This window comes from Cupriavidus necator, from assembly GCF_016127575.1.
Lineage (GTDB): Bacteria > Pseudomonadota > Gammaproteobacteria > Burkholderiales > Burkholderiaceae > Cupriavidus > Cupriavidus necator_D.
Map to the genome: position 1 here is coordinate 1,883,260 of NZ_CP066019.1, position 15,735 is coordinate 1,898,994.

At 63.2% G+C, this 15,735-nt stretch carries 13 protein-coding genes, 2 pseudogenes and 1 other annotated feature; of the genes and pseudogenes, 6 read left to right on the top strand and 9 right to left on the bottom strand.

Annotated features, from left to right (window positions below):
• Window positions 1–39: 39 nt before the first annotated feature.
• Complete coding sequence (locus I6H87_RS27465) at window positions 40–1,653, top strand: OpgD/OpgG family glucan biosynthesis protein (protein ID WP_011617429.1); 1,614 nt, start codon at window positions 40–42, stop codon at window positions 1,651–1,653.
• A gap of 117 nt (window positions 1,654–1,770) precedes the next feature.
• Window positions 1,771–2,463, top strand: coding sequence for a GntR family transcriptional regulator (locus I6H87_RS27470; RefSeq protein WP_010810226.1), 693 nt, complete (start codon window positions 1,771–1,773; stop codon window positions 2,461–2,463).
• A gap of 24 nt (window positions 2,464–2,487) precedes the next feature.
• Here the strand turns inward: I6H87_RS27470 and I6H87_RS27475 are convergent, their stop codons facing one another.
• The 4 genes and pseudogenes from I6H87_RS27475 to I6H87_RS27490 all read right to left on the bottom strand — a co-directional run.
• The gene (locus I6H87_RS27475; protein WP_041688485.1) at window positions 2,488–3,363 is read right to left on the bottom strand and encodes an EamA family transporter; all 876 of its coding nucleotides are present in this window, start codon (window positions 3,361–3,363) and stop codon (window positions 2,488–2,490) included.
• A gap of 216 nt (window positions 3,364–3,579) precedes the next feature.
• Window positions 3,580–3,765: a hypothetical protein gene (locus I6H87_RS27480; protein ID WP_010810228.1), complete on the bottom strand. Its 186-nt coding sequence runs from the start codon at window positions 3,763–3,765 to the stop codon at window positions 3,580–3,582.
• 635 nt (window positions 3,766–4,400) lie between these two features.
• Entirely contained in the window at window positions 4,401–4,748 is a 348-nt protein-coding gene (locus tag I6H87_RS27485; RefSeq protein ID WP_136227871.1) for a helix-turn-helix domain-containing protein, read from the bottom strand.
• A gap of 112 nt (window positions 4,749–4,860) precedes the next feature.
• Window positions 4,861–5,225, bottom strand: a pseudogene (locus tag I6H87_RS27490) (Tn3 family transposase); the annotation flags it as partial.
• A 270-nt stretch (window positions 5,226–5,495) separates the two neighbouring features.
• Here I6H87_RS27490 and I6H87_RS27495 point away from each other — a divergent pair.
• From I6H87_RS27495 to I6H87_RS27505, 3 genes are all read left to right on the top strand, one after another.
• Complete coding sequence (locus tag I6H87_RS27495) at window positions 5,496–6,014, top strand: sigma-70 family RNA polymerase sigma factor (protein WP_011617431.1); 519 nt, start codon at window positions 5,496–5,498, stop codon at window positions 6,012–6,014.
• Window positions 6,011–6,769: an anti-sigma factor family protein gene (locus I6H87_RS27500; protein WP_011617432.1), complete on the top strand. Its 759-nt coding sequence runs from the start codon at window positions 6,011–6,013 to the stop codon at window positions 6,767–6,769. Before I6H87_RS27495 ends, I6H87_RS27500 begins: the two co-directional genes overlap by 4 nt.
• A 103-nt stretch (window positions 6,770–6,872) precedes the next feature.
• A complete protein-coding gene (locus I6H87_RS27505) occupies window positions 6,873–7,739 on the top strand; it encodes an alpha/beta hydrolase (protein ID WP_011617433.1) in 867 nt (288 codons plus the stop codon).
• Window positions 7,740–8,300: 561 nt separating this feature from the next.
• On the opposite strand, the pseudogene I6H87_RS27510 reads toward I6H87_RS27505, so the two are convergent.
• A pseudogene (locus I6H87_RS27510) lies at window positions 8,301–9,525 on the bottom strand (IS3 family transposase).
• Window positions 9,131–9,247 (bottom strand) — a sequence feature (AL1L pseudoknot). It overlaps the preceding pseudogene by 117 nt.
• Window positions 9,526–9,681: 156 nt before the next feature.
• Between I6H87_RS27510 and I6H87_RS27515 the strand changes: the two are divergent.
• A complete protein-coding gene (locus tag I6H87_RS27515; protein ID WP_011617435.1) occupies window positions 9,682–10,443 on the top strand; it encodes an SDR family NAD(P)-dependent oxidoreductase in 762 nt (253 codons plus the stop codon).
• A 43-nt stretch (window positions 10,444–10,486) separates the two neighbouring features.
• Here the strand turns inward: I6H87_RS27515 and I6H87_RS27520 are convergent, their stop codons facing one another.
• The 4 genes from I6H87_RS27520 to I6H87_RS27535 are packed head-to-tail and all read right to left on the bottom strand — an operon-like array spanning window position 10,487 to window position 15,579.
• On the bottom strand, window positions 10,487–11,413 hold the full coding sequence (locus I6H87_RS27520; protein WP_011617436.1) for an AraC family transcriptional regulator: 927 nt from the start codon (window positions 11,411–11,413) through the stop codon (window positions 10,487–10,489).
• Window positions 11,414–11,461: 48 nt separating this feature from the next.
• Window positions 11,462–12,490 carry a zinc-dependent alcohol dehydrogenase family protein gene (locus tag I6H87_RS27525; protein ID WP_011617437.1) on the bottom strand — a complete coding sequence of 343 codons (1,029 nt, stop codon included), beginning with the start codon at window positions 12,488–12,490 and terminating at the stop codon, window positions 11,462–11,464.
• A gap of 44 nt (window positions 12,491–12,534) precedes the next feature.
• Window positions 12,535–13,956 (bottom strand): aldehyde dehydrogenase family protein, encoded by a 1,422-nt coding sequence (locus tag I6H87_RS27530; RefSeq protein WP_011617438.1) that lies wholly within the window; start codon window positions 13,954–13,956, stop codon window positions 12,535–12,537.
• An 18-nt stretch (window positions 13,957–13,974) separates the two neighbouring features.
• The gene (locus I6H87_RS27535; protein WP_041688152.1) at window positions 13,975–15,579 is read right to left on the bottom strand and encodes a class I adenylate-forming enzyme family protein; all 1,605 of its coding nucleotides are present in this window, start codon (window positions 15,577–15,579) and stop codon (window positions 13,975–13,977) included.
• Window positions 15,580–15,735: the final 156 nt, after the last annotated feature.

Below are 15,735 nucleotides of genomic sequence, written 5' to 3' on the forward strand. Positions count from 1 at the left end.
CTGCACAACCCCCGGACAATAAAAGGACGCTTTCGCCACATGATGAACCGCCGAACCCTGCTGGTCTCCGCCACTGCCTCCGCCGCGCTCGCCGCACTGGGCATTACCCCGTCGGTGCTGGCAGCCAGCCGGATCAAACTCGGCGACGCCCAGCCATTCGGTTTCGACGCCCTGATCGAACGCGCCCGCGCACTGGCCGGCAAGCCCTACGCGCCGCCGCCGTCACCGCCCGCGGACGTGCTGTCCCGCATCGACTACGACGCCCACGGCAAGATCCGCTTCCGCACCGACGACGCGCTCTTTGCCAGTGGCCCAGGCCAGTTCCCGGTCACCTTCTTCCACCTCGGCACGTACTTCCGCACGCCGGTGCGCATGCACGTGATCGAACGCGCCAAGGGCGGCCCCGGCAAGGCCCGCGAGATCGTCTACGACGACGCCTACTTCGACATGCCGGCCGACAGCCCCGCGCACAAGCTGCCGCCGGGCAGCGGCTTTGCCGGCTTCCGCTTCCAGGAAAGCCGCCTCGGCGACCAGAAGACACGCGACTGGCGCAAGAACGACTGGGTTGCCTTCCTCGGCGCGTCGTATTTCCGCGCCATCGGCGACCTGTACCAGTACGGGCTGTCCGCGCGCGGCATCGCCATCGACGTGGCCGAAGCCGGCAAGTCCGAGGAATTCCCGGCCTTCACCCATTTCTGGTTCGAGACGCCCGAGGGCAACGGCGATACCGTCACGGTCTATGCCCTGCTGGATGGCCCCAGCATCGCCGGCGCCTACCGCTTCGTCATGCAGCGTGGCAAGGCCGTGATCATGGATGTGGAGTGCGCGCTGTTCCTGCGCAAGGATGTGGGCCGGCTGGGGCTGGCGCCGCTGACCTCGATGTTCTGGTTCTCTGAGGGCATCAAAGGCACCGCCGTCGACTGGCGCCCGGAGGTGCATGACTCCGACGGCCTGGCGCTGTGGAACGGCGCCGGCGAGCATATCTGGCGCCCGCTGAACAACCCGCCGCAGACCACGGCCTCGGCGTTTTCCGACGATAACCCCAAGGGCTTCGGGCTGCTGCAGCGCGACCGCCTGTTCGACCACTACCAGGACGGCGTCAACTATGAACGCCGCCCGAGCCTGTGGGTCGAGCCGCGCGACGGCTGGGGCGCCGGTTCGGTGCAGCTGGTTGAGCTGCGCACCGATGACGAGATCCACGACAACATTGTCGCCATGTGGGTGCCCAAGGCCCCGGCCAAGGCCGGCAGCACCTACCGCCTGCGCTACCGGCTGCACTGGCAGGCCGACGAGCCCTTCCCCTCGCCGCTGGCGCGCTGCGTGGCCACGCGCCTGGGCAATGGCGGTCAGCCGGGCCAGCCGCGGCCCAAGGGCGTGCGCAAGTTCATGGTCGAGTTCAAGGGCGCGCCGCTGGAGAAACTGCCCTTCGGCGTCAAACCTGAAGCCGTACTGACCGCATCTCGCGGCAGCTTCTCCTACGTCTTCACAGAAGCCGTGCCCAACAATGTGCCGGGCCACTGGCGTGCACAATTTGACCTGACCGCCGACGGCAACCAGCCGGTCGATATCCGCCTGTTCCTGAGGCTCAACGGCAAGCCGCTGTCGGAGACCTGGCTCTATCAATACCATCCGTTCCAGTCGCCGGCGGGCTGAGGTGCCCACGGCCGCGCGCCTGGCCCTTTACACCATATTGCGTCGCCGTGATGTCAGGCGCGCACGAGCGGGTATGATGACTGGCTACGACAGTCCAACTGCATCAGCCAGCCTCACATGATTTCTCAAGAGTTCGCCGGCGCCGCCGAGAGTGGCCAGGCCGCATCGCTCCCGCGCTCGGAGCGCGCCTACCAGCAACTGCGCGCCGCCATCCAGGCCGGCCAGCTGCCCCCCGGCACGCGGCTGCGCGAGGTGGAACTGGCCGAATCCCTGGGCCTGTCGCGCACGCCGGTGCGTGAAGCGCTGTCGCGGCTGGAGTCCGAAGGGCTGGTCGTCAACGAGCCCAACCGCGGCATGATGGTCACCCAGCTCGACGCCAGCATGGTCAGCGAGCTGTACGTCATGCGCGAAGTGCTGGAAGGCACCGCCGCCGCGCTGGCCGCGCGCCATGCCACCGACGTGGAGATCTCGCTTCTGCGCGATATCGTCGAGCGCGACCTGGCCATCGCCGACGACCCCGACCGGCTCGCGCTGAACAACCGGCTGTTCCACGAAACCCTGCACCGCTGCGCCCACAACCGCTACCTGCTGAAGACGCTGCGCTCGCTGCATGAGTCGATGGCACTGCTGGGACGCACCACGCTGGCGGTACCAGGGCGCGCGCGCAGCTCCTACGAAGAACACATCTCGCTGGTCGAGGCGCTGGAAAAGCGCGACCCGGCACTGGCCGAACAGATCGCGCGCCGGCATATCCAGCAGGCCTACAAGGTGCGGCTGTCGCTCTGGATCCAGGAACAGTCGGGCAGTTGATCTGCCCGGCAGCAGTCGGCCGTATCAGGCCGCCTGGGCCCGCGCCGTGCGCAGCGTGCCCAGGCTAAGCACGGCCAGCGCCACCAGGATCAGCATCACGGCACCCAGCGTCTGCGGCGCGATCTGCTCGCCGCCCAGCCATGCGCCCATCGCCAGCGCCACCGGCGGGTTTACATAGACATAGCTGGCCGACAACGTCTGGCTGACAGTGGACACCAGGTACATGTAGGCAGAGAACGCCACCAGCGACCCCGCCACCACCAGGTAGACCCAGGCCCAGCCGGCCTGCGCGCTGACCGATGCCGGCCACGGCTCCTGCCGCAGCGCCGACAGCACCATCAGCACCACGCCGCCGATCAGCATCTCCGCGGCAAATGCCGCGGCGCCTTGGGGCAGCTCCATCCGGCGCGCCAGCTGCGAGCCGAATGACCAGCTCGCCACTGCCAGCATCAGCGCCACCACGCCCCCGGTACTGACGCGGAATTCCGCCCCCGCGGTCAGCACCAGGATGCCCAGGCTGCCGATTGCGATCGCCACGTACTCATACCATTTCGGCCGGTTGCCGAAGCAGGCACTCCAGACCAGCGCGAAGATCGGCATCGACCCGATCATCACCGTGGTGGCACCGGAAGAAATCGTCTGCTCGGCAATCGCTGTCAGGCCCATGCCGCCCACCAGCAGGAACAGCGCCGGCACCGCGCAGTTGCGCAACAGCCGCCACGACGGCATCGGCGTGCCCCGCCACGCCAGCCAGGCGGCCAGCAGCAGGCCCGCGCACAGGAAGCGCGTGCCCATCATGAACAGCGGCGGAAAGCTCTCCAGCGTAAAGCGGATCGCCAGGTAGGTCGTGCCCCAGACCACATAGGTGATCAGCAGGCACAGCAGGACAAGCGGGGGCATGGTCGGGAAGGCATATTGCGAAGGCATCCACGATAGCCCCCTGCCACGTCCCGGCCAAACGAAAAGGTCTGGCAAGCCTTGCGAAAGTTATTCACAAAGCACGCAAGAACCGCGGGCAAAACAAAACCGGCCGCGCCTGCCCGGGCGGGCGCACGTATGGCCGGTTCTACAACGCAGCCCGCAACGGGCCACAACTACTCTGCTGCAAACAACTCTTTAGCCGTTGGCGTAGACCACGTGGGCCTTGCGGGCCTGGGTCTGCAGGCGCTCGATCGCGCTCTGGACGAAGGCGATGGCGCGCTTCACGTCGTGGGCGAAGCCCAGGCTTTGCGTACCGAGTTCACGGTCGATCAGTTCGCGTTCGAGTTGGTCAGTCAGCTTGATATCGGATTGGGTGTTCATGGCGTCCTTCCTTTCGGGATTACCCTTATGGGGTTTTCCCTGATTGTAGCAGAGGAATTGTGGCAATGCAGCATTAGGTGAAAGTACGTATGTGGGAGAGCAACCATGAGTGGGAAATTAGCCAATTCATGGCTTAAGTGCCACGTTATGCTTGCAGGGAAGAACAGCCACATTACGCTTGCCGACCTTCCGGCATCATACAAAGTATGCTTTGAAGCACCCGAGTCATCCCCAAGCGCTCCCAGCCTTCGATCTTCGCTGCACGCATAATCGCGGCGTAAGTAAATTCTTCCCCGCTTCCGAGCACGGTCTCAATCGCGCTGAGGAGCCGGTTTGTTTTTGCTTCGAGAGCTTGGTCAAGCGACACAGCTATATACTTGTGCGGTGACGATTTGTGGCCACAGTGGCGGATAATGCGTTGCCAGGAAGCGTCGGTTCACGCCCAGCTGCCGACAAACCGTAGCACCCGAGTCGGCGCATATGTTGATAGAGCGATATTTTTCTGCAAGGCGTTCAATTTTTGCCTCCAGCATGTCGTCGCGCTTCCAAGAGGGCTCTACGCGATCGAGCAAGGGCAAGAGACTGCATCCTAGTGCTTGACGGCAACGGCTCACCTCGAAAGACGCTCAGAAGGCTCACTTCGCAGTAGGCCGCCATGGCCAGTAGTCCGTACTGATCGACGAGATCTTGGTGTGGTAGATCGCCGTGGCGTTCCGATGCAGTTGCACCTGGGCTCGCACAAACTCCTGGTATGGCGCGCACGCCGACAATTGATGTGCGCCAGTTGCCGGTGGTCGGGGTGGGGGAATTTGCGGCTCAGAGCCGGTGGTCACCGTGGGGGACTTTGCCTGCTGCGCGGCGGCAAATTGCGCTTGATACCCCCGAATCGTCTTGCGGTCGACGCCAGTGATCCGGGCGATCTCCCGCTGACCCTTGCCAGCGGCGATTAGCGTAGCGATGGTGGTCTGTAGATGCGGCTTCAAGACGTTCACTCCGGTAACCCCTCTGCTTTATTCGAGGGGAACAAGGTAACGTCCTGCCTGGCGCTCACATCACTTGAAGCGCCCCTTCAGGTGGGGAGTTTGAGGTGACCACAGGTGGGGGAATCTGGCCGACCATCGGGGCAGAGCCGTCGGCCCGTGGACTGCGGACGATCCCAAACAGTGGTGCAGCGTGGCCGCCGGCACGGCGTGTTTGACCGCTGCGAGCATTTGCGCCTGGTAGGCGGAAAAGGCATGCTGCGCCATGTCGGTAAGCTGGCGCTGGCCGGGAATGAGGCAGCAGCGATCGTAGAGCCATCGCTGAGCGGTGGTGTCCAGCAAAGCGGTCTGGCTGGCGACATCGAACGGCTTGATGCCAAGGGGCTCCTTGACCCATTGTTGATGCTCGTACAACGTCGGACTTCGTTGGGCGGGCAGACAACTCTTCCCTGCCAACGTCGGGATACGCAAATGCCGACATCTACACTTTCGGAGTGTCGTTAGGGGCAAAACTGTACGATAAATGCTCGGATGGCCGCAAAGGTCAAGCTAATGGCTTGAAACGCGACCGCAACAAGGGACTCGGTTACAACCGTATCAATCTGCAGAGAAAGGACGATCCCCTTCGCTTTCGGATCATGGGTCGGCAAGTCGCATCTACTGGAACCGCAGTTTTGCAATCTTGGGAATAAGCCGCGTCGCCGTTCGTTTACCTTGTAACCGTGAACCCTGCCTTGGCTGTTCCGCCCCATGGACAAAGACTTTACAGATGATGCGCTGCGCGAAATGATCCCGAGAATGCGCCGCTTTGCGATATCGCTAACGCGCAACGACGCCACTGCCGACGATCTGGTTCAGGCGTGCTTGGAGCGCGCGCTGGTGCGTCGGACTTCTCGACAGGATGCCGGCGACTTACGCGCCTGGCTGTTTTCAATCCTCTACCGTCTCTTTCTTGACGGCCAGCGTCGCGCCAAGCGGTATGCACTGGTGTTGTCGCTGTTTGGCGTTGGCAGTGACGAAGACAGCGCACCATCGGCCGAAGACATGGTTGTGGCAAGATCGGCCCTCGAGAGTTTCAACAAATTGTCTGCCGAGCAACGCGCGCTGTTGATCCTGGTGACGGTGGAAGGCCTGAGTTACCGGGAGGCCGCCGATGCGCTGGACGTGCCGATCGGCACCATCATGTCGCGCATATCGCGGGCCCGGAAGACGCTGCGCGAATTTTCCGAAGGCAGGGTCGTCCCTCCCTCCATGCAGGTCCTCAAATGAAGATGCTCATTCCCACCGAACCCGAACTCCATGCCTATGTCGATGGCGAGCTGGATGAAACGCGGAGACGGCAGATCGAGAGCCTGATAGCCAGCCAGCCCGAATTGGCGCGGCAAGCTGAGCAGATCCGGCAGGAGTCACAGCGATTGCGCGCAAGCATGGAGCCTCCGCCGGCCGATACGCCAGTACGGCTCGATCCATTCCGTATTCGTCGCGAGTTGCGCGATCGCATGCGGCACCGGGTGGCCGTAGCGGCGTCCCTGGTGCTGGCCTTGACCGTGGGTGGTATGGGTGGCTGGCAAACGCGTGAGATCGCCTTCCAGCAGAACTATCTGCCAATGGCCGACGCGATGTCGGCCTACCGGCTGTTCGCTGTCAGCGACACACCGCAGATGGTGGACGTGAAGACCAGTGATCCACGTCAGTTGCAGACCTGGCTGGACCAGCATTTCGTGCAGCCGGCACCGTTGCCCGATTTCTCATCATACGGATTTCGGCCGGTCAGTGGTCGCCTGATGTCATCGGAACAGGGCACGGCGGCAATGATCCTCTACCAGAACCAGAAGATGGAGTCGATCGTCTACTACGTACGGCCGCCCGGCAATCTGCTGCATTTCAGCAACGGCGCGCGCAAGGAGGGGAACCTGCTCGCCCAGTACTGGCGTAACGGCCGCTATTTCTATGCGGTGGTTAGCGCCACCGATACACCGACGACATTGCCGGTACAGCGCGCCCTCGAGCCGGGCAGGATCTGAAAAATGTTGATGGCGACGGAATAACGACCCTGGCATGTTCGTCTGACTGGAACACAACGCATGACTGCTCCATGCATGTGATCTCAAACTGAAAGGATCGAACATGAAACTGAACCACTCGCTGCTGGCCGCCATGGCCTCCTTCGCCGCACTGACGTTTGCACAGGCCGCCATGGCGCAGGAAAGCGCTGTCACCCGAGCTGGCCCGATCAAGAACATCGTATTGGTTCACGGTCTCTATGCCGATGGCTCTAGCTGGGAGAAAGTCATTCCGCTGTTGCAGGCGCAGGGGTTGCACGTGACATCCGTGCAGAACCCGACAACATCGCTAGATGCCGATGTCGATGCGGTCAAGCGCGCCTTGGCGCAGGAGGACGGCCCGACGCTGCTAGTGGCCCACTCCTACGGCGGAATGGTGATCTCGCAGGCCGGTGACGATCCAAAGGTGGCGGGCCTTGTCTATATCGCCGCACGCGCGCCGGACGCGGGCGAGGATTATCCGGCGCTGACGCGCAAGTTTCCGGCGGCGCCGGCCTCCGCTGGACTGCTATGGTCGGCCGATGGCTTTGGCAAGCTGTCCATGCAAGCCTTCTTGAACGATTTCGCCGGTGACCTTCCACGGAAGGAGGCCGCGACCTACTACGCGGTGCAACAGCCGATGGGCAAGGCGATCACGATGGCCAAGACTACGGTTGCGGCATGGCGTAGCAAGCCCACGTGGTATGCCGTTTCGACCGAAGACCGCACTATCAATCCCGATCTTCAGCGATTCATGGCTAAGCGCATGGGTGCCGAAACGATTGAAATCCCTTCCAGCCATGTCTCGCTGATCTCCCGCCCCAAGCAAGTCGCAAATCTGATTCTTCAGGCGGCCGGCAACCAGCAGGGTACCCGTGCGGCGCAAGCGCGGACTTTCTCGAACCATTATGCCGTGACTACCGCTCGCGACCCGTACACCGATGGTGTGTGACACCGGGGAACCGCGCACGCTTCAGCCACCGGCTTTGGGCGACCGCATTGGCGGCGCCTCGATGCTCTCGCAGGAACTGGCACCGCTCCCTTACCGCTCGGTGTTCGGCTGGTCCGGCATAGCGCCACTGCGTATTTCGGGGCGCGTGATCAGCGATTTCGGGGGAACGTGATCACCTGTTTCGGCGGGAAGCTGATCGCTGGTTTCGGCGGAACGTGATCACTTCGGCGACGCTGCCGAAATCGGTGATCATGATCCCGAAACGAGTGATCACGTTGCCGAAACGGACGATCAAGCAGCCGAAACGGGTGATCAAGCACCGTAATGAGGCCGGGCAAGGGCTGGGGGTGGGACTGCGCATGGACTAGAACGCCGGCGATACGCTGCTTCCCTTTTGCAAGGAAGCAAGCTGATGCCGGCCAACCGGATGACCATGCGCAAGATCAAGGAAGTGCTTCGCCTGAAGTGGGCGTGTGGCCTTTCGCACCGGCAGATCGCTAGGGCGACGGGTGTGAGTGTTGGTGAACCGCCCCGGTTTTCGTGGAGGCCCCTTGGCTTGAGTCAGGCCGACATGGCCTGCTGCTCAAGTTGGCAATAGTAGTTGGCCTCGTGCTCGGCCGGCGGCACGTATCCCAGCGGTGCCATCAATCGATGATGGTTGAACCAGGACACCCATTCGAGCGTTGCCAGTTCCACGGACTCCTTGGTCTTCCAAGGTGCGCGGCAATGGATCAACTCAGCCTTGTATAGCCCGTTGATCGTCTCGGCCAGGGCATTGTCGTAGGAGTCGCCCTTGCTGCCCACCGAGGGCTCGATGCCGGCCTCGGCCAAGCGTTCAGTGTAGCGAATGCTGACGTACTGCGAGCCGCGGTCCGAATGGCACACGAGGGCATCCTCACGCCCGGGCTGCCTGGCGTACAGGGCCTGCTCCAGGGCATCGAGCACGAAGTCCGTTCGCATCGAACTGCTCACCCGCCAGCCCACGATGCGCCGGGCGAACACGTCAATCACGAAGGCTACGTACAACCAGCCCTGCCAGGTCGAAACATACGTAAAGTCCGAGACCCAGAGTTGATTCGGCCGCTGCGCGCTGAACTGCCTGTTGACGAGGTCCAGTGGACACAGCGCCTTGGCATCGCTGACCGTGGTGCGCACTACTTTGCCACGCACCACGCCTCGCAGGCCATGGCGGCGCATCAGGCGCTCCACGGTGCAGCGGGCCACCGGGACTTCCTCGCGCTGGAGCTGACGCCAGACCTTGTCGGCGCCGTAGACCTGCATGTTGGCTTGCCAAACGCGTTCGATGTGGGCACCAGCGCCGCATCACGCTTCGCCCGTGCGCTCAACAATGCCGGATCGCGCTTGCTGGCCGCGTAGCGGCGATAGCCCGACGGGGCGACCTGCAGCACCCTGCAGATCGGCTCGACCCCGAGGGTGCCTCGGTACTCGTCGATGAAGTCCCTCAAGACTTGAATCGGCGGTCGAGCTCCGCCTGGGCGAAAAACGCACTGGCCAGCTTCAGGATCTCGTTGGCCTTGCGCAGTTCGCGAACCTCGCGCTCCAAATCCTTGATGCGTTGGGCTTCTGCCGTGGTTGTGCCCGCGCGCTGGCCGCTGTCACGCTCATGCTGGCGAACCCAATTCAACAAGGTCTGCGGAGTACTGCCGATCTTTGCTGCGATCGACACCACGGCAGCCCACTGCGATTCGTGCTCGCCACGATGCTCGAACACCATGCGCACGGCGCGCTCGCGGACCTCGGGGGAAAACTTCACTGACTTCCTCATGGCTCCATTCTCTCAACGATTGGAGCCTCCTCAAAACCCGGGGCGGTTCATCTTGGACGCTCTCGCAGGTTTTATAGAATCCCAAGCATTCCATGCACAGCTCGATGGAAGTATCTTTCTGCAAGAGGACGTTTAATCAATCCAATTGGAGATGACATGAGTAATTCCCTTGAAGGAAAAGTCGCCGTGATCACGGGCGGCACAACAGGAATCGGTCTGGCAATCGCCAAGGAATTCGTTGCGGAAGGCGCTAAAGTTGTTGTGACGGCGCTTCAACAGGAGGCACTCGACGAAGCCGTCAGGGAAATCGGCCCGCGCAGCTTCGGTGCCAAGGCGGATGCTTCCAGCATTGCCGAGATGGACGCGCTGCTGAAGCGAGTCAAAGCCGATCACGGGAGATTGGATGCCGTCATCGCCAACGCCGTCGCTGACGAGCATGCGCCGCTGGGCAAGATTACAGAAGAACAGTTCGACAAGATGGTCGGCGTCAATCTCAAGGGCGTGCTCTTCACCATCCAGTCTGCGATGCCGCTGCTGGAGAGCGACGGCAGCATCATTCTTATCGGGTCGACCGCTTCAGTCGCCCCACCCGCTGGCATGAGCATCTATGGCGCGATCAAAGCCGCATTCCACGGCATGGTCCGGTCCCTGATCCAGGATGCCAAAGACACCGGCGTCCGGATCAACATTCTGAGCCCGGGGGCAGTAGACACGCCTTCCCTGCGCAGAGCGCTTATCAAAGCGGCAGGCGCCGACATGGCGGACGCCATCGTTCAATCCATCGCGCAACGAAGCCCAGCGGGCCGCATCGGTGATGCTCGCGAAATCGGCAAGGTCGCGGTTTTCCTCGCCAGCGATGCATCAAGCTATGTGAACGGCGTCGAGTTGTTTGTCGACGGCGGATTGAGACAAGTTTGAGGCTTCCGCGCTAAGCACGGGGACCCCGCCCGCTGCCTGATCGCTACCGGCTTGCCTTCGCGAAGAGGCACCGGTAGCGCCCGGGGGCCATGCCTGAGGAACGCTTGAAGGCGCTGCTGAACGCGCTTTCAGATGAATAGCCCAGCGAACGGCCAAGTTCCGATATGGGCATGACGCCCTCGCGCAATTCATACTCGGCAAGGCACATGCGCAGGTTCTGCAGGTAAGTCAGGGGCGGGATGCCCGCACCAGCCTTGAAGCGAATGGCGAAGCTGGAGCGTGACATGGCAACTTCCTTCGCCAGTTGGCCAAGCTCCCATGCCCGGCCAGGCTCGCGGTGCATCAGGCGCAACGCCGGAGCGAGGCGCTCGTCGCTGAGTGCCTTGACCCATCCCGCCACACAAGGCCCGGAAGCATCGAGATATGACCGGATGGCCTGAACACACAGCAGCTGCGCAAGCTGCCTTGTTGCCAGCGCAACCCCTGGTCGCTCAGAGACAAGCTCCTGAACAAGTTGATTCAAGAGCCATTGCACGACCGCAGCCTCGGCCGAATTTCCGCCGATATGAAGGTATGGTGGCAACACCTCCGAGAGCAGCTTGCCACGCTCGCGGTCCAAGGCAATGTGAGCACCAACGGCGAAGAAATCTAGACCATGGCCGAGTGTCACCTTGCTTTCTAATGCACCAGAGAAAAGCTCACGGCCATCGACGGACGCTGTCTGCAAGTCGCTCGCCAGCACGAAAGCCAGGTCGGCTGGCAGCACGAACACGTCGCCTCTCGTCACCTCGCGCGGCGCGGTCATCCCTTCGATGGTCAGCCAGCAGGCACCCTTCACGACAACCATAAACTTGAGCTGCCCGGGCGGAGGGAATCGCAATGCCCACGATCCTCCCGCAGCCAGGCTCCCGACGTCGACGCACTGCGCGCTGGCCAGGGTGAGAATGTCAGTGAGTGGGTCCTCATTCATGGTGCATGGGTGGCGCGGAGGCCAGCGCGGTACGGGTTTTGTTCTCAGCTAGATTTCGACAACGATCTTGCCGAAATGGCGACCGGCTTCCTGGTGCCGGAACGCGGCAGGCAGTGCTTCCAGGGGAAAACTGGAATCGATCACTGGGTGCACTCCAGCCGCCTCGATCGCACGGATCATCTCCAGCTGATCCGTGCGGCTGCCGACCACAACCCCCTGCAGCCGGAGTTGCCGCGCCATGATCCGCCCCGTGTCGACACGGCCGGCCGTGCCTGCGAGCAAGCCCACGAGCGCAATGCTGCCGCCGGTCCGGCAGGCCTCGATCGACTGGTTAAGCAGGTCGGCGCCGCCGATGTCGACAATGTGATCGACGCCCCGGCCGCCCGTCCATTGCCTGGCCGCGCGCCCCCAGTCCGGCTCCGCCTTGTAGTGGATCACGTGGTCCGCCCCGAGCGCGCGAAGACGCTCCAGCTTGCCCTCGGAGGATGAGGTCGCAATCACCGCTGCCCCCCTCGTCTTGGCGAACTGCAGCGCGAACACCGACACCCCGCCCGTGCCCTGGACAAGCACCACATCGCCAGGACCGATGCCGCCACAGCATCCAAGTGCGCGCCACGCGGTCAGGCCGGCGCAGGGCAGGGTTGCGGCTGCCGCCAGCGAGAGGCCAAGCGGCACGCGCGTCAGGGCGGCCGCCGGCACCACGGCAAACTGGCGCGCGTACCCGTCGACGTGTTCCCCGGCAACGGCGCCATGCTTCCACTGGGCGGGTGCCCCTTCGCGCCAGTGACGAAAGAACGTCCCCAGCACCAAATCGCCCACGCGCCATGCCATGGACGGATCCGCCTCACCCCCGTGTGGCGGTCCTACCTCAACAACTTCGCCCGCGCCGTCGGACAAGGGGATACGGCCCTCGGCAGTCGGCATGCGGCCCGTCACCACGAGGTAGTCGTGGAAGTTCAGCGAGCTGCCGCGCACCCGCACCAGCACCTCCCCGGGTCCCGGACGACCCGGCTCCTCATCGAATGGCACCAGTTGATCGATGCCGGCGGGCCGTCCCAGGCGTATCGCTGTGGCCATGTCTATGGTCCTGTAAAGATCCCGGGCGTCCAGCCGGCTGCGCATCAGGCACGTAGCTGGATTGCCTTGTACTCAAGAAATTCTTCCAATCCGTAAATTCCGTTCTCGCGACCTTGTCCGGATTGCTTATATCCGCCGAACGGAGCCAGGGGGTTCCAGCGGCCGCCGTTGATGTCGACCTGGCCCGTGCGCAATTGCCGCGCGACACCGAGAGCACGATCATCCGTTCCGGCCCAGACAGCGCCCGACAGTCCATATATCGTGTCATTGGCGATATTCACGGCCTCGGCCTCGGAGTCATAAGGAATGATCGTAAGTACGGGGCCGAAGATCTCTTCCCGTGCAACCGTGCTCCGAGGATCCGCGACGAACACCGTGGGCCGGACGAAATACCCGTCACCGGTGCCGGCCGGGGCCTCGGGTCCACCGGTCACGAGTTCGGCGCCTTCTTCGAGGCCGAGGCGAATGTAGCTGAGCACCCGGTCCCGATGCGCTGCCGACGCCAGCGGACCCAGCTTTACGCCTTCGGCAAAGGCACTTCCTACGACAAACGAATCGGCTGCCTGGCGCGCCAATTCGCGTGCGTGGTCCAGGCGGTCTCTAGGCACCAGCATGCGAGTCCATGCTGCACAGGTCTGGCCTGAGTTCAGATAGCAGTGTGAAACGGTGGCTTGGACGGCCTTCGCGAGGTCGGCGTCGTCAAGCACAATCGATGCGCTCTTTCCGCCCAACTCCAGCGAGATGCGCTTGATCGTCTCCGAGCCGATCCTGCTAACCTGCTTGCCGGCGCGCGTTGACCCGGTAAACGAGACCATGTCCACCTCTGGGTGCGCTGCCAGTGCCTCACCGACCAACGGACCGAGACCCGTCACCAGATTGAATACTCCCGGCGGCAGGCCGGCCTCATGAATGACCTCGGCAAGAACGAAGGCATTGAGTGGAGCGATTTCAGACGGCTTCAGGACAACCGTGCACCCACTGGCAAGCGCCGGCGCGATCTTCTGCGTGATCTGGTGCAGCGGATAGTTCCAGGGCGTGATGGCGGCGACCACCCCCACGGGTTCGCGCACAACCATTGAGTTGCCAACGCGCGCTTCATAGTCAAACTGCTGTGCCAGTCTCGCGTAGTACGCCCAGGAATTCGCGGGCGCGGCGACCTGGACCAGTGAGCAGGCCCGCAGCGGCGTACCGACCTCTGTGGCAATCAGCCGCGTCAACGCGTCACCGCGTTTCAGCAGGCCATCGGATACCTTTTGCAGGACCTTCGCACGATCGGCTGACGAGGTCTGAGACCATCCGGGGAAAGCCGCACGCGCTGCACTGACGGCCGCATTCACGTCCGCCTCGGAGCCGGCAGGGATGGTGGCAAAGAGGTCGCCCGTGTTCGAGTCTGTCACCTGCAGTGTCCCGGCAGAGGACGGCGTCAGCCAATGTCCTCCAATATAGAGAGTGGTGCGTTCGATCATGTAACAGTCTCACGTCGCTCAATCAGCATGCGGAAGATCCGACCCCGCCTGCCGCCACTGAGCCAGGACTTCTCGCTTGGCGACCTTGCCGGCAGCATTCGTTGGCAGTGCCTCGGCGCGCAGCCACCAGCGGGAGGGCACTTCATGCCGCCCGAGCAGCGCGGCAGCATGGGCGCGCAGGCGCTCAGGCGTAACGGTGGTACCCGGCCTTAAGACAACAACGGCGCCGACTTCCTCGCCAAGGTCGGCGTGCGGCAGTGGCACGACCGCTGCTTCGACCACATCGCCGTGTTGAAGCAGACATTGCTCGACTTGCGCGCATGCGATGTTCTCCCCTGCACGGATGATGATGTCTTTGGAACGGCCAACCAGGTACAGGTAGCCCTCGGCATCGAGCCAGCCGCGGTCGCCCGTGGCAAACCATCCGTCCGGACCGGTCATCGGCTCAGGGTTGCGAAGGTAGCCCCGGGTCATCGTGGCGGTGCGCACCATGATCTCCCCTACCCCCGCGTCGTCAGGGGCGTCGATCCTCACCTCGGCCAGGGGTAGCAGCCTGCCAACACACCCTTTGGGCCGGCCTTCGATCTCTGCGCTCGATCCTGCCGCCAGGACACCGCCAGCCTCCGTCATCCCATACAGGCTGCCCACCCGCTTTTGCATGGACGGGAACGCCTTCTGGATCCTGGCGCGAAGATCGTCGGACAGAGCCGCGCCACCCATCGGGATCGACCTCAGGCTGGTGGTATCGAAGTTGCCGAACAGTTCGTGCTCCACCACGCGCGAAACCATCGTGGGCACACTGCCCCAGACGCGCACCCTTTCCTGCTCGATGAGCCTCAGCACCGTCACCGGATCGAAGCGTCCCTCCAGCATCACCAGGGTCCCGCCGGTCAGCAGGGTGGTCGTGGCGATCTGGATGCCTCCCATGTGGAACAGCGGCATGGTCAGCAGGCTGATGGTCCCCGACGCCTCGGGCGCGAGTTCGTCAGGCAGGCGCCCGGTCAGGACCAGAAGATTCTGGATATTGGCGATGAATGACCGGTGCGAGATCACCACCGCCTTGGCATCGCCCGTGGTGCCGGAGCTGAACATGATAACGGCGGTCTCGTCCTCCATGTCAGGCGCAGGCTCCGGGCATGGAAACGCCGCAGTCGTGTTGCGCAAGGCCGCGCCAATCTCATCGAAGGAAGTGGTCAACCACGGCCCCCGGGGCGACGCCGTCGCCCTGTCCGTAATGAGCAGCGTCGGTTCAGCCAGCTCCGCGCAAGCTTGCGCCTGTGCATTGCCCCACATTGCATTACCAAGGACTGTCACGCCGCCAAGACATTGCACCGCCCAGAACACAAGCAGCCACTCCAGGCTGTTATGGCCCAGCAACATCACGCTCGTCCTGCGGCCAATCCCCTGCGCGGCCAGGAAGCCGGCGACGCGCCGTACGGCGCATTCGAATTCCCGGGTGCTCAGGCGCAGTTCACCTTGCACAATGAACGGACGGTCTGCCCAGCGGCGCGCGTCGAGCAGAAACTCGGCCAGTGACGTCGGACGATATGTATAGACCAGTGTTGAGTAGTTCTCAACTCTTGCTCTCGCGACCTCGCGAGACCAGCGTCGTGGGGTGATCATAGGAGTGGTACCAATGCAGACGACTACGTTGACGGGAGTCCAGCCACCAGGCCTCGACATCCGGGGTCGAGGCCATGGCCCCACGCGGTACCGACCATTGACCGGGATACCCCGATGCTGATCGCACATCGCATGGGTAGTAGTAGACCCCGTGCG

What these genes read in the sequence shown, in the direction of transcription:
- I6H87_RS27495 (WP_011617431.1), top strand. Translation starts at nt 5,496, where the DNA reads ATGGACAAAGACTTTACAGATGATGCGCTGCGCGAAATGATCCCGAGA.
- I6H87_RS27465 (WP_011617429.1), top strand. Translation starts at nt 40, where the DNA reads ATGATGAACCGCCGAACCCTGCTGGTCTCCGCCACTGCCTCCGCCGCG.
- I6H87_RS27515 (WP_011617435.1), top strand. Translation starts at nt 9,682, where the DNA reads ATGAGTAATTCCCTTGAAGGAAAAGTCGCCGTGATCACGGGCGGCACA.
- I6H87_RS27480 (WP_010810228.1), bottom strand. Translation starts at nt 3,765, where the DNA reads ATGAACACCCAATCCGATATCAAGCTGACTGACCAACTCGAACGCGAA.
- I6H87_RS27500 (WP_011617432.1), top strand. Translation starts at nt 6,011, where the DNA reads ATGAAGATGCTCATTCCCACCGAACCCGAACTCCATGCCTATGTCGAT.
- I6H87_RS27525 (WP_011617437.1), bottom strand. Translation starts at nt 12,490, where the DNA reads ATGGCCACAGCGATACGCCTGGGACGGCCCGCCGGCATCGATCAACTG.
- I6H87_RS27530 (WP_011617438.1), bottom strand. Translation starts at nt 13,956, where the DNA reads ATGATCGAACGCACCACTCTCTATATTGGAGGACATTGGCTGACGCCG.
- I6H87_RS27520 (WP_011617436.1), bottom strand. Translation starts at nt 11,413, where the DNA reads ATGAATGAGGACCCACTCACTGACATTCTCACCCTGGCCAGCGCGCAG.
- I6H87_RS27505 (WP_011617433.1), top strand. Translation starts at nt 6,873, where the DNA reads ATGAAACTGAACCACTCGCTGCTGGCCGCCATGGCCTCCTTCGCCGCA.
- I6H87_RS27475 (WP_041688485.1), bottom strand. Translation starts at nt 3,363, where the DNA reads ATGCCCCCGCTTGTCCTGCTGTGCCTGCTGATCACCTATGTGGTCTGG.
- I6H87_RS27535 (WP_041688152.1), bottom strand. Translation starts at nt 15,579, where the DNA reads ATGATCACCCCACGACGCTGGTCTCGCGAGGTCGCGAGAGCAAGAGTT.
- I6H87_RS27470 (WP_010810226.1), top strand. Translation starts at nt 1,771, where the DNA reads ATGATTTCTCAAGAGTTCGCCGGCGCCGCCGAGAGTGGCCAGGCCGCA.